Source organism: Peribacillus simplex NBRC 15720 = DSM 1321, assembly GCF_002243645.1.
GTDB lineage: Bacteria > Bacillota > Bacilli > Bacillales > DSM-1321 > Peribacillus > Peribacillus simplex.
This window is the reverse complement of the sequence record NZ_CP017704.1, coordinates 2486268-2498846: the sequence shown is the minus strand read 5'-3', so window position 1 is coordinate 2498846 and position 12579 is coordinate 2486268. Positions and strand designations below refer to the sequence as shown.

At 41.5% G+C, this 12579-nt stretch carries 10 protein-coding genes and 2 tRNA genes; 10 read left to right on the top strand and 2 right to left on the bottom strand.

Annotated elements, in window-relative coordinates; all coding sequences use genetic code 11:
• Positions 1–44: 44 nt before the first annotated feature.
• Positions 45–500 carry a S1 domain-containing RNA-binding protein gene (locus BS1321_RS11890; protein WP_063235924.1) on the top strand — a complete coding sequence of 152 codons (456 nt, stop codon included), beginning with the start codon at positions 45–47 and terminating at the stop codon, positions 498–500.
• A 165-nt stretch (positions 501–665) separates the two neighbouring features.
• On the opposite strand, the gene BS1321_RS11885 is transcribed toward BS1321_RS11890, so the two are convergent.
• Positions 666–737 (bottom strand) — tRNA-Glu (locus BS1321_RS11885).
• 20 nt (positions 738–757) lie between these two features.
• Positions 758–831: transfer RNA gene (locus tag BS1321_RS11880), tRNA-Met, on the bottom strand.
• 327 nt (positions 832–1158) lie between these two features.
• Here BS1321_RS11880 and spoIIE point away from each other — a divergent pair.
• The 9 genes from spoIIE to BS1321_RS11835 all read left to right on the top strand — a co-directional run bounded on the left by spoIIE (position 1159) and on the right by BS1321_RS11835 (position 12535).
• Positions 1159–3633, top strand: coding sequence for a stage II sporulation protein E (spoIIE, locus tag BS1321_RS11875; protein WP_063235925.1), 2475 nt, complete (start codon positions 1159–1161; stop codon positions 3631–3633).
• 192 nt (positions 3634–3825) lie between these two features.
• A complete protein-coding gene (locus BS1321_RS11870) occupies positions 3826–4563 on the top strand; it encodes a VWA domain-containing protein (protein ID WP_063235926.1) in 738 nt (245 codons plus the stop codon).
• Positions 4529–5527: a protein kinase domain-containing protein gene (locus tag BS1321_RS11865; RefSeq protein ID WP_326152352.1), complete on the top strand. Its 999-nt coding sequence runs from the start codon at positions 4529–4531 to the stop codon at positions 5525–5527. Before BS1321_RS11870 ends, BS1321_RS11865 begins: the two co-directional genes overlap by 35 nt.
• Before the next feature lie 93 nt (positions 5528–5620).
• Positions 5621–7015: a tRNA lysidine(34) synthetase TilS gene (tilS, locus tag BS1321_RS11860; protein WP_063235927.1), complete on the top strand. Its 1395-nt coding sequence runs from the start codon at positions 5621–5623 to the stop codon at positions 7013–7015.
• Between the two features lie 32 nt (positions 7016–7047).
• Positions 7048–7587, top strand: a complete 540-nt coding sequence (hpt, locus tag BS1321_RS11855) for a hypoxanthine phosphoribosyltransferase (RefSeq protein WP_063235942.1) — start codon at positions 7048–7050, stop codon at positions 7585–7587.
• A gap of 117 nt (positions 7588–7704) precedes the next feature.
• Positions 7705–9765, top strand: a complete 2061-nt coding sequence (gene ftsH, locus BS1321_RS11850; RefSeq protein ID WP_081113083.1) for an ATP-dependent zinc metalloprotease FtsH — start codon at positions 7705–7707, stop codon at positions 9763–9765.
• 167 nt (positions 9766–9932) lie between these two features.
• A complete protein-coding gene (locus tag BS1321_RS11845; protein ID WP_063235928.1) occupies positions 9933–10712 on the top strand; it encodes a type III pantothenate kinase in 780 nt (259 codons plus the stop codon).
• A 26-nt stretch (positions 10713–10738) separates the two neighbouring features.
• Entirely contained in the window at positions 10739–11620 is an 882-nt protein-coding gene (hslO, locus tag BS1321_RS11840; protein WP_063235929.1) for an Hsp33 family molecular chaperone HslO, read from the top strand.
• Positions 11621–11638: 18 nt separating this feature from the next.
• The gene (locus BS1321_RS11835) at positions 11639–12535 is read left to right on the top strand and encodes a peptidyl-prolyl cis-trans isomerase (RefSeq protein WP_063235930.1); all 897 of its coding nucleotides are present in this window, start codon (positions 11639–11641) and stop codon (positions 12533–12535) included.
• Positions 12536–12579 lie beyond the last annotated feature (44 nt).

Below are 12579 nucleotides of genomic sequence, written 5' to 3'. Positions count from 1 at the left end.
GTGAAGAGATTTTTTTAACATTTCTAAGGAGGAACATTTTTTTTATGTCAATCGAAGTAGGCAGCAAGTTACAAGGTAAAGTAACAGGCATAACTAATTTTGGTGCATTTGTAGAGCTACCTCAAGGTTCAACCGGTCTTGTCCATATCAGTGAAGTGGCTGATAACTATGTCAAGGATATCAATGATCATTTAAAAGTGGGCGATACAGTTGAGGTGAAAGTCATCAATGTTAAAGATGGCAAGATTGGCTTGTCCATAAAAAAAGCGATAGACCGTCCTGAAGGTGAGCAAAAACCTGCATACACACCACGTCCGCGCCAAGGAAGAGGGAATGACAGCCGTTCCAAAGACTTCCGCTCGAAAGGTAATAGTTTCCAACCGAAGGAAAACTTTGAGCAAAAAATGGCTAAATTCTTAAAAGATAGCGAAGACCGCTTAACGACCCTTAAACGTAGCACCGAAACGAAACGGGGAGGTCGAGGAGGAAGACGCGGATAAAATTGCTGCTGAAAATAATAGTTTAGCAACTTTTCCTGTGAAATTATTCATAGTGTAGATAAAGGCAAGCTTGCCGGCTTGTCTTCTTTTAATTATCAACGACATAAAAAAAGCGCCTCTGAACACTTACTAAGATAAGTGTTCAGAGGCGCTTTTGGTATTTGATGACCCGTACGGGATTCGAACCCGTGTTACCGCCGTGAAAGGGCGGTGTCTTAACCGCTTGACCAACGGGCCGTGATTTTCATGATAAAAGATAGCGGCAGAGGGGATCGAACCCCCGACCTCACGGGTATGAACCGTACGCTCTAGCCAGCTGAGCTACGCCGCCATAATGGTAAGTGCTACTGAAGCACAAGTTATATCTTACATTCGTGAAGGAAAAATGTCAACAAAAAAAATAAAGTTTGTCGGTTTCCATTTCCTGATTATTTATTCGTGTTATTTTCCGCAAAAATAACCTAAAAACTTTGCTTTTCTTCAAAAAAAAAAGAACACCCGTTTCTGTATTGAAAAAAAAGGCACAAAAACCTGTATACAAATGATTGTTCAAGAAGAATTTCGTCGAACGTTTTTCTTATCCGCTTATAAAATTCTGACAAAAAAATGGACAAGCCCTCTATATAATAAAAATCACTAATACGAATGGGGTGTTGAAATGGAAAAAGTAGAAAGACCTATGATGGAACCTCTTGGAGATGTTCAGTTAAAAGAAGCGAAGGCAGGGGCCATCAATTGGATCCAACAACTGCAAATGAAGACGGAAGATATATTCATAAAAAAAGGCATCTCTTTAGCAATTATCGGTTTTTTATTAGGACGGGCATTAATTCTTTCGCAGCTGGCACCATTTGGACTTCCGTTTTTCGCAGCCGTTTTTCTCATGAGACGTGACAGGGCGCCACTGGCTTTATTCGGATTGATTGCAGGTGGGCTGACCGTTCACTATTCCAACAGTTTAGTAATCTTTGCATCGGCGTTCCTGCTTCTGTTATTTCATAAGATTAAGAGGCCCGCCGTAGAAGGACAATTCAAGACGATGTCGATGTACGTCTTTGCTTCACTATTCCTGGTCAACCTGGCTGAGCAATATCTGGTATTTCGAACGATTCAGCTGTACGACTTGATGATGATAGGAGTAGAGGCGGGACTCGCAATGATTTTAACCTTAATCTTCATACAGTCCATCCCGATGCTGACCATTCGGACTAAGTCCCAATCATTAAAGACGGAGGAAATCGTCAGCATCATCATCTTGCTGGCTTCGGTGATGACCGGAACCATCGGCTGGATGATATACGATTTATCACTCGATCATATATTCTCGCGATACCTGGTCCTCCTCTTCGGGCTGGCGGGAGGGGCCGCCATAGGCTCCACTGTAGGTGTAGTTACTGGATTGATATTCTCCTTGGCAAGTATTGCGAGTCTTTATCAAATGAGCCTTCTTGCATTTTCAGGGCTTCTGGGCGGTTTGTTGAAGGAGGGAAGGAAGATAGGGGTTGCCGCAGGCCTCTTGATTGCTACGTTACTGATAGGTTTATATGGTGAGGGCACCAGTAATATTATGGTGACCCTTTATGAATCACTTATAGCTGTGGCCCTATTTATATTGACACCGTCATCCATAATCAACAAAATAGCGAAACATATACCGGGCACAGTCGAGAATTCCGATGAACAGCAGCAGTATGCCCGGAAAGTGAGGGATGTCACCGCTCAAAGGGTGGAGCAATTCTCACATGTATTTGAGGCGCTCTCTAATAGCTTTTCCCAAGTGGATGAAAGGGGGAGATTGGAGGAAGATGAGAAAGAATTCGACTACTTCTTAAGTAATGTAACGGAAAAAACGTGCCAGCTTTGTTTTAAAAAAGAACAATGCTGGTCCAAGAACTTTAATACAACCTATGACGGCATGCAGGAAATTATGCTTCAATTAAGTGAAAATAATGGTCAGCTCCCTCAAAAAACTTCGAAAGAATGGGGGAAATATTGTAGCCGCGGGCCTCAGGTCATTGGGGCGATATCACAGGAGCTTACTTATTTTGAAGCAAACCAAAAATTAAAAAGGCAGGTGAAGGAAAGTCGGAAACTAGTGGCGGATCAACTGCGGGGCGTTTCAGCAGTAATGGATGATTTTGCGAAAGAAATTCAAAGGGAAAGGAAGAATCATCATGTACATGAAGAATCCATTTTGGAAGCCATCCAGGATTTTGGACTGCACATAGGTCATGTTGAAATATACAGTCTAGAACAAGGGAATGTTGATATAGAGATGAGTGTCCCATACTGCCAGGGCAGAGGGGAATGTGAAAAGTTGATTGCACCTATGCTTTCTGACATTTTAGGGGAAACGATAGTCGTTCATTCAGAAGAGTGTGCAACGTATCCAAACGGGCAATGTGAGGTGATATTTAGGTCAGCAAAAAAATTCACGGTCGAAACGGGTGTGGCTCATGCTGCCAAGGGGGGAGGGCTTGTATCAGGAGATAGTTATACGACCATGGAAATTGGCTGCGGCAAATTCGCAATAGCCATTAGCGATGGAATGGGAAATGGGGAAAGGGCCCATTTTGAAAGTACAGAGACATTGAAGCTGCTTCAAAAATTTTTACAATCGGGAATAGAAGAAAAAATAGCCATTAAATCCGTAAACTCCGTATTATCTCTACGCACAACCGATGAAATATTTTCGACTCTTGATTTGGCAATGATTGATCTTCAGGACGCAAGGGCTAAGTTTTTAAAAATCTGTTCGATACCGAGTTTCATTAAAAGGGGGGATAGGATAATAAAAATTGAATCAAGTAACCTCCCTATGGGAATCATCCAGGATTTCGATGTTGATGTTGTATCAGAAGAGCTGAAGGCAGGGGACATATTAATCATGATGAGCGATGGAGTGTTCGATGGCCCCTCACATGTCGAAAATATCGAGTTCTGGCTTAAACGAAAAATTAAGGAAATGGAAACAGACGATCCGCAGGAAATCTCTGATTTAATACTGGAAGAGGTCATCCGAACAAAAGGGATCATAGATGATGACATGACAGTGGTAACATCGAAAATTAAGCATAACACACCGAAATGGGCATCCATTCCCGTTTCTCCAAAACGCAAAAAGGCCCAGTAGGGGCCGTTTATATATATATAATAAATAAAACCAAAAATGAGGTGGTGAAATGGAAGAAGGATAAAAGGTAAAGAGATGAACTCTTTTCAATCACTCCACTCTATGATATGACTTGATGCGATGTCTTTGGCGTATAATTTCCCCCTTTTTAGTCAATTATGGTAACAAATTGATAGGAAGGGAGAGCAAAACATGAAAGCAGGAACATTAAGACAGATTTTGCTTATAACCGACGGATGTTCAAATCATGGTGAGGAGCCGTCTGCCATGGCTGAATTAGCAAGGGAGCAAGGCATAACCATCAATGTCATAGGTGTAATGGAAAATGATGTGATAGATGAAAAGGGGCTTAAGGAAATCGAGAAGATTGCTGGTTCAGGAGGTGGAGTAAGTCAAATAGTCTATGCCCAGCAGTTGTCCCAAACCGTCCAAATGGTGACCCAAAAGGCAATGACTCAAACTATACAGGGAGTTATCAATCGCGAACTTCAACAAATACTTGGAGATTCAAAAACGATGGAAGATCTTCCGCCTGATAAACGAGGAGAAGTGATGGAGGTGGTCGATGAGCTTGGGGAAACAAGCAAGCTCGAAGTGCTGATTCTTGTTGATACCAGTGCAAGCATGAAACATAAACTGCCTACAGTAAAAGATTCCTTATTAGATCTTTCCCTTAGTATGAATGCAAGAATGGGTGACAGTCGTTTTTCCGTATTCGTATTTCCTGGGAAAAGAAATGATGTTGAAAAGTTGCTGGATTGGACCCCGAACCTTGAAGCCTTGACGGCAACTTTTCCTAAGCTTAGTACAGGGGGACTCACTCCGACAGGTCCAGCCATTCGTGAAGCTTTAACATATTTCAATAAAAAACGTTCATTGAGGGGATTGTTATCACATGATGATGAACAATACTTTGAGGAATCAATGTAAACTCCTGCCTGGCAGTTTGGTCACCGGAAAATGGAATAAAAACCAGTACAAAATAATTAAGGAATTGGGGTGTGGAGCGAACGGGATCGTCTATTTGGTTGAAAGCGAAAATCGTCATTATGCTTTAAAGCTCAGTGATAATGGGACGTCCATTATTTCGGAGATGAATATCCTAAAATCCTTCTCAAAGGTCCAGGGGTCTACCCTTGGACCTTCCTTTTTGGAAGCAGATGATTTCATGAAAACAGGAAAACAGCTCCCTTTTTATGTCATGGAATATATCCACGGACACGATTTTTTGCGTTTCATCGATAATAAAGGGTCATCGTGGATTGGGGTCTTAATGCTTCAGCTTTTAACCAGTTTGTCTGCCTTGCATACCAATGGCTGGGTGTTCGGGGATTTAAAACCTGAGAATTTGATCGTGACTTCACCAGCCTATAAGGTACGGTGCGTGGATGTTGGCGGAACCACCTTAATTGGGCGATCAGTTAAAGAATTCACCGAGTTCTTTGACAGAGGTTACTGGGGACTTGGATCAAGAAAGGCCGATCCGCAATATGACTTGTTCGCTGTGGCGATGATTATAATCAATTCTGCCTATCCTGGACGTTTCCACAAGAAAGGGGAAGGGTATAGACAGCTTAACGACTTGATTAAGCAGAAAAAGGAATTGCACCCATATAGAAAGATGTTGGATAAAGCACTCCATGGGCAATATGATTCTGCCCTCCAAATGCGGGAGGATTTAGTCACGGTGCTAAGTAAGCAAAACCACTCGAAGAAAAAGGGCCCGATTCAGGCAGCGACAGGTCAGCCACAAACAATGCAACCTTCAACGAGGCAAGCAAGAAGGTCCCAAAACCATTCAAATAAAAAAAGTGGCGGTTTTTTTGAAACTTTCTTGCTGGTTGCCATCATATCGATGCTCTATGTTCTTTACATATATGAACAGTTGTTATGATATAGTTATTAGGTGAATGCCATGGAATAGTTGAAACCATTTCATGTTTGAATCGTATAATACTAATACCTGTCCATAAAGAAGGAAGATTGTATGTTAAAGGAAAAAGTTCTGAGCACCATTTATAGAAACGAATTGATTGAGGAAAACTCGAAGTTGCTAATAGGCGTTTCCGGAGGACCGGACTCGTTAGTTCTTCTCCATATCCTTAAGGAAATTCAATCTCTTTTTCATTACGAGATGATCGTTGCAAGTGTTGACCATATGTTTCGTGGTGAAGAATCCTATGAGGATTATAAATATGTCGAGCATATATGTGAACGATGGGGCATTACATTTGAGGGAAAAAGAATCGATGTTCCTGCCCGGATGGAGCAGACGGGGGAAAGTTCACAAATAACGTCAAGAAAATTGCGTTTTGCTTTCTATGAAGAAATGATGGATAAGCATCAAGCCTTCACTCTTGTCCTGGGGCATCATGGAGATGATCAAATCGAAACGATGCTCATGCGTTTAACTAGAGGCGCGACAGGTAAGGCAAGAGCAGGTATTCCTATAAAGAGACGTTTCCATACCGGGAATCTGATCAGGCCTTTTCTTGAGATCACGAAAAGCCAAATAATCGCATATGCAGGCCTTCATAGTATTGAACCAAGGTTTGATCCGAGCAATGAAACGGGTGTCTATGCAAGAAATCGTTTTAGACATGAAGTTCTTCCATTTTTAAAGAAAGAAAATAGAAAGGTTCATGAGCATTTTCAACGTTTCAGTGAAGAGCTTTATGAAGATGAAGAGTTTTTTTTGAACCTGGTTTCAAGCAAAATGTCCGAGGTTTGGATCCAACAGGATAAAGATCAAGCGGTTATTCAGATTGATAAGGTTCTCGCGATGCCTAAACCTTTACAAAGAAGGGCGATTCAACTAATATTAAATTATCTTTATTTGGAGAGACCTTCATCGCTTTCGGCATTACATATTGACCAACTTTTAGTTTTGTTTTTGAATCCTCAACCATCTGCAGAATTGCATCTTCCGGAGGGCCTTATTGTGGAAAAATCATATCAAACTTGCACTTTTAGATTTTTCCGGCAAAAAAGCCATAAATATTCCCTTAAATTACAAATTCCCGGTGAGACTATTCTTCCGAATGGATATAAGATTAAAGCGCACTATATAAAAGAAGAAATTCCGGTACTTAGAGGAAATCATTCTTTTATTCTTCCCGAATCAGCTGTTCAGTTTCCTCTTACAGTCCGAACCAGGAATGAAGGCGAACGGATGGCCGTCAAGGGATTAGGTGGAACTAAAAAGTTGAAGGATATTTTTATTAATGAAAAGATCCCGATGCTAGAAAGAAATGTGTGGCCGGTCATCATCGATCAAACGGGAACGGCCATTTGGCTACCTGGTTTAAAGAAATCGAATGTTGAGCCGGATATAATTTCTGATGAAAAATCTTTAATCTACTTAGAATATAAAAAAGCTTAATTCTTCATGGGGGGCAATTAATTACAATGACCATGCAAAACGACATTGAAAAGGTTTTAATAACAGAGGAAGAACTTCAAAAAAAAATCAGGGAATTGGGTGCGCAGATTGAAGCTGATTACCAAGGTAAGTTCCCGTTGGCCATCGGAGTGCTGAAAGGCGCCATGCCATTTATGTCAGATTTACTGAAGCGTGTGGATACACATCTTGAAATGGACTTTATGGATGTTTCAAGCTATGGTAACTCCACTGTATCTTCCGGTGAAGTGAAAATCCTCAAAGATCTTGATACATCAGTTGAAGGCCGGGATATTTTAATCATCGAAGATATTATCGACAGCGGTTTAACTCTTAGCTATCTAGCGGAACTTTTCCGTTATCGAAAAGCAAAATCAATTAAAATCGTTACCTTATTGGATAAACCAACAGGCAGGAAAGCGGATATCACTCCGGACTATGCCGGTTTTATCGTTCCGGATGCATTTGTTGTCGGATATGGTCTTGATTTCGCGGAAAAGTATCGTAATCTCCCGTATATTGGCATATTGAAGCCTGAAATTTACTCGAATTAATCGTACCTGTTTGAAAGAGATGACCAGATAAAAACAGCGGTGTTAAATTATTGTAATTCATTAATTTTGTATGATAGTATTTACTATAGTTTGTTTACCCGTGGGAGGAGGTAAGGGATGAATCGGATCTTCCGTAATACCATATTTTATTTACTGATCTTTTTGGTCATCATTGGGATTGTAAGCATTTTTAATAATAACAATGAACCAAACGTAAAATTGACCCAAGATGAATTCTATAAGCATTTGGAGAGTGGGGACGTTACATCACTTACGATGCAGCCCGAAAGCAGTGTATTTGAAATCACAGGAAAGCTCAAAGGTTATGAGGAAAACAAATTCTTTGTGACGTACGTGCCTTTCAGTGAGTATTCGCAAAGCCGAATCAATGACGCTGTAACTAAGCTGGATAAAGACATCATTACTGTCGAACCTCCAGAAAAGACAAGTGGCTGGGTGACATTTTTCACTTCCATCATTCCATTTGTAATCATTTTTATCCTCTTCTTCTTTTTACTTAACCAAGCTCAAGGCGGCGGTGGTGGCCGCGTCATGAACTTCGGGAAAAGTAAGGCGAAATTGTATAATGATGATAAGAAAAAAGTACGCTTCAATGATGTTGCCGGAGCGGACGAAGAAAAGCAGGAACTTGTCGAGGTCGTTGAATTCTTGAAAGATCCTCGCAAATATGCCGAGCTTGGAGCCCGTATTCCTAAAGGGGTACTTTTGGTTGGGCCTCCTGGTACAGGTAAAACTTTACTAGCACGAGCAGTAGCTGGTGAAGCCGGAACTCCTTTCTTCTCAATCAGTGGTTCTGATTTTGTTGAAATGTTTGTGGGTGTCGGTGCATCCCGTGTTCGTGATTTGTTTGAAAATGCTAAGAAGAATGCACCATGTATCATCTTTATCGATGAAATTGATGCAGTCGGACGTCAACGTGGAGCAGGTCTTGGTGGCGGTCACGATGAACGTGAACAGACATTGAATCAACTCCTGGTGGAGATGGATGGTTTCGGTGGTAATGAAGGAATCATAATCATTGCTGCGACTAACCGTGCTGATGTATTGGATCCGGCATTATTGCGTCCAGGACGTTTTGACCGTCAAATAACGGTAGGCCGCCCTGATGTTAAGGGCCGTGAAGAAGTGCTGAAAGTGCATGCGCGTAATAAACCTTTAGCGGAAACAGTCGATTTGAAAGCGATCGCTCAGCGTACTCCAGGATTTTCTGGTGCAGATCTTGAAAACTTACTGAATGAAGCGGCGCTTGTTGCTGCCCGTCAAGATAAGAAGAAGATCGACATGTCCGATTTGGATGAAGCTTCGGATCGCGTTATCGCTGGACCTGCCAAGAAAAACCGTGTCATTTCCAAAAAGGAAAGAAATATCGTAGCGTGGCATGAAGCAGGCCATACCATTATTGGATTGGTTCTGGATGATGCTGAAGTCGTTCATAAAGTTACGATTGTCCCTCGTGGTCAAGCTGGCGGTTATGCAGTTATGCTGCCGAAAGAAGATCGTTTCTTCATGACGGAACCTGAGCTTAAAGATAAAATCGTAGGACTATTGGGTGGCCGTGTATCCGAAGAAGTTACATTCGGAGAAGTGAGTACCGGTGCGCATAACGACTTCCAGCGTGCAACGGGCATAGCTCGGAGCATGGTTATGGAGTATGGTATGAGTAAGCTCGGACCACTTCAATTCGGTAATTCTCAAGGTCAGGTCTTCCTAGGCCGCGATTTCAACAATGATCAAAACTATTCAGATGCAATAGCATATGAAATCGATCTTGAAATTCAACGTATCATCAGGGAAGCTTACGAAAGATGTAAGAAGATTCTTACTGAAAATCGTGAAAAACTTGATTTGGTTGCAAAAACCTTGCTTGAAGTGGAAACACTTGATGCTGAACAAATCAAAAGTTTATTCCATAATGGTAAATTGCCAGAGCGGGATTATACGGCTCTGAATGGGAATTTAACCACTGATGAGAATGTCAAGGTGAACATCAATACGAAGAAGGAAGAAAAAGAGGCCTTATTAGATCCATTGGATAAGAGAGGACCTGAGGACCTTGAAATAACGGAGGAAGGATTGAATACTCCTCCAATCAAAGAAGGTGCACCTCAAGATCAGCCGCTTTCCTTCCCGAACGAAGATGACAATAAAAAGTCTTAAGTTGACTAAATTCAAAAGGGTATTTCCGCCTCGGAAATACCCTTTTCTTAACTCTTAAATTAATTATGATAAAGTTTCTGGGATACCTTTCGAAAAGTGCGACTAATAGCGTGGGAAATAACAGTGTGGTATGATGTTGGAGAATAATTTACCGGAGTGATGAAACGATGATTTTTGTATTGGATGTTGGGAATACGAATACTGTATTAGGCGTATACGATGAAGATATTTTAAAATATCATTGGCGAATAGAGACTAACCGTCACAAAACAGAAGATGAGTATGGAATGGTCATAAAGTCTTTGTTGCAACATGAAGGTCTTTCGTTTGATCAATTTGATGGAATCATTATTTCTTCGGTAGTTCCGCCAATTATGTTTGCGCTTGAACGCATGTGCAAAAAATACTTTGGAATTAAACCGCTTATAGTTGGACCTGGAATAAAAACTGGATTGAATATCAAATACGAAAATCCCCGTGAAGTGGGAGCGGACCGAATCGTTAATGCTGTTGCAGGCATTCAGGAATATGGAAGCCCTCTCATTATCGTGGATTTTGGCACGGCAACGACATATTGCTACATAAATGAGGATAAACAATACATGGGCGGAGCCATTGCTCCGGGTATAAACATTTCTACTGAAGCACTTTATTCAAAGGCAGCCAAACTTCCAAGAATAGAAATCAGCCGGCCAGAAGGGATTATTGGGAAAAATACGGTATCCGCCATGCAGGCTGGTATTTTGTATGGGTATGTTGGACAGGTAGAAGGAATCGTTAATCGAATTAAGGCGCAAAGTAATCTAGAACCAACGGTAATAGCGACAGGTGGACTGGCAACCTTAATTGCTAATGAGTCTACTGTGATTGACGTTGTGGAGCCATTTTTGACCTTGAAGGGGTTGCAGCTGATTTATAAACGTAATCGTGAGCAAGTGAAGAAGTAATACACAGCATGGAAGGAGCAAAATAAATGAAGGATTATCTAATCAAGGCGTTAGGCTATGAAGGACAGGTTCGGGCATATGCTGTTTCAACAACAGACACCGTAGGAGAAGCTCAACGACGCCATTATACATGGCCTACTGCTTCAGCTGCCCTTGGACGGGCTATGACAGCAGGCGTTATGATGGGTGGAATGTTAAAAGGTGAAGAAAAGCTGACGATTAAAATCGAGGGCGGTGGACCGATTGGTTCCATCCTGGTCGACAGCAATGCAAAGGGAGAAGTCCGCGGATATGTCACTCACCCGCAAACCCACTTTGATTTGAATGAGCAAGGAAAGCTGGATGTAAGGAAAGCGGTAGGCACCGATGGATTGTTGACTGTTGTCAAAGATATTGGTCTTCGTGATTACTTTTCAGGGCAAGTACCGATTGTATCGGGAGAATTGGGTGAAGATTTCACTTATTACTTTGTTACTTCCGAACAGGTGCCTTCATCTGTGGGGGTTGGGGTTCTGGTGAATCCGGATAACTCAATCCTTGCAGCGGGAGGATTTATCATTCAGTTGATGCCAGGTACATCCGAAGATACGATTTCCAAAATCGAAAATCGACTAAGCACGATAACTCCTGTTTCTAAGATGATTCAAAGTGGCATGACTCCTGAAGAAATCCTAACCGAAATTTTAGGTGAGGGCAATGTGAATATACTAGAAAAAATGGATGTCCAATTCTCCTGTCAATGTTCTAGGGAAAGAATTGCGAATGCATTGATTAGCCTAGGGAAAGCTGAGATTCGTGATATCATTGAGACAGAGGGACAAGCCGAGGCACAATGTCATTTTTGTAATCAGACCTACCAATTCTCGAAGGAAGAACTCGAGGAACTAGAAGCAGAAACCAAAAATTAATATACGGGGGATAAGGGTTTGCCAAAACAAAAGCTTCGGGCGATTATTGCCGGCCTTGCCTTGTTGAACCTATTGACTATCATTATCTTTGTCATAAAACCACTAATCATTTCTAAATCCGTCATTGGGGAAGAAACGGCCGCAAAGGTTGGATCCAAGGATATTTCCCGGGACGCATGGATGACTGAGCTCGAAAAAAGATATGGGGAAGATGTACTTGAGGAAATGGTCGATAAAGAGGTAGTGAAACAGGCAGCTGAAAAATACAAAGTGAAAACTTCTGATAAAGAGCTTGATCGGGAACTTAAAATGATGAAAACGATGTATGGAACTGCTGGTCAGAACCTTAATAAAAGTAACGATCAACTGAGGCAGGAAATTCAGTCGAGTCTCCTCCTCGAGAAGCTCCTCACCAAGGACGTTTCGGTTTCTGAAACAGCAATGCGGAATCATTATGATAATAATAAGGATATCTACAGAATTCCTACTGCTTTCCATATTTCCCATATTACCTCGTCTACAAAAAAGCAGGCAGACCAAATCATCCGTGAATTGGAGAAAGGTGTCTCCTTTGATGTCTTAGCGATGGAAAAGTCCCTTGATGAATTCACTGCCAATCAAGGAGGGGACATGGGTTATATATCAGAGGATAACGAGCAAGTCTCCAAGGAGTACATTACCGCTGCCGAGAAAATGAAGGTAAAAAAGTGGAGTGATGCAATCCAAACGGAAGATGGCTGGGCCGTTCTCTATCTGCATGAAAGGATAGAGGGCAAGCAGTATGAATACGAAGAAGTTAAAGACAAGATTCACCGCCAAATAGCTCTTGAACAGATTCAGTCACCGGTCTCAGGGAAAATTTTCTGGGACGAATTTGATGTAGATTGGTTTTATGGATTGAAAGAACAAAAGTAGGTCAATGGTTGTGTGAGAAAATTTAGAATATAGTATATAATTAT

Excerpts from the sequence above, each read along its gene's own strand:
- BS1321_RS11890 (WP_063235924.1), top strand. The coding sequence starts at position 45 with ATGTCAATCGAAGTAGGCAGCAAGTTACAAGGTAAAGTAACAGGCATA.
- spoIIE (WP_063235925.1), top strand. The coding sequence starts at position 1,159 with ATGGAAAAAGTAGAAAGACCTATGATGGAACCTCTTGGAGATGTTCAG.
- BS1321_RS11870 (WP_063235926.1), top strand. The coding sequence starts at position 3,826 with ATGAAAGCAGGAACATTAAGACAGATTTTGCTTATAACCGACGGATGT.
- BS1321_RS11865 (WP_326152352.1), top strand. The coding sequence starts at position 4,529 with ATGATGATGAACAATACTTTGAGGAATCAATGTAAACTCCTGCCTGGC.
- tilS (WP_063235927.1), top strand. The coding sequence starts at position 5,621 with ATGTTAAAGGAAAAAGTTCTGAGCACCATTTATAGAAACGAATTGATT.
- hpt (WP_063235942.1), top strand. The coding sequence starts at position 7,048 with ATGCAAAACGACATTGAAAAGGTTTTAATAACAGAGGAAGAACTTCAA.
- ftsH (WP_081113083.1), top strand. The coding sequence starts at position 7,705 with ATGAATCGGATCTTCCGTAATACCATATTTTATTTACTGATCTTTTTG.
- BS1321_RS11845 (WP_063235928.1), top strand. The coding sequence starts at position 9,933 with ATGATTTTTGTATTGGATGTTGGGAATACGAATACTGTATTAGGCGTA.
- hslO (WP_063235929.1), top strand. The coding sequence starts at position 10,739 with ATGAAGGATTATCTAATCAAGGCGTTAGGCTATGAAGGACAGGTTCGG.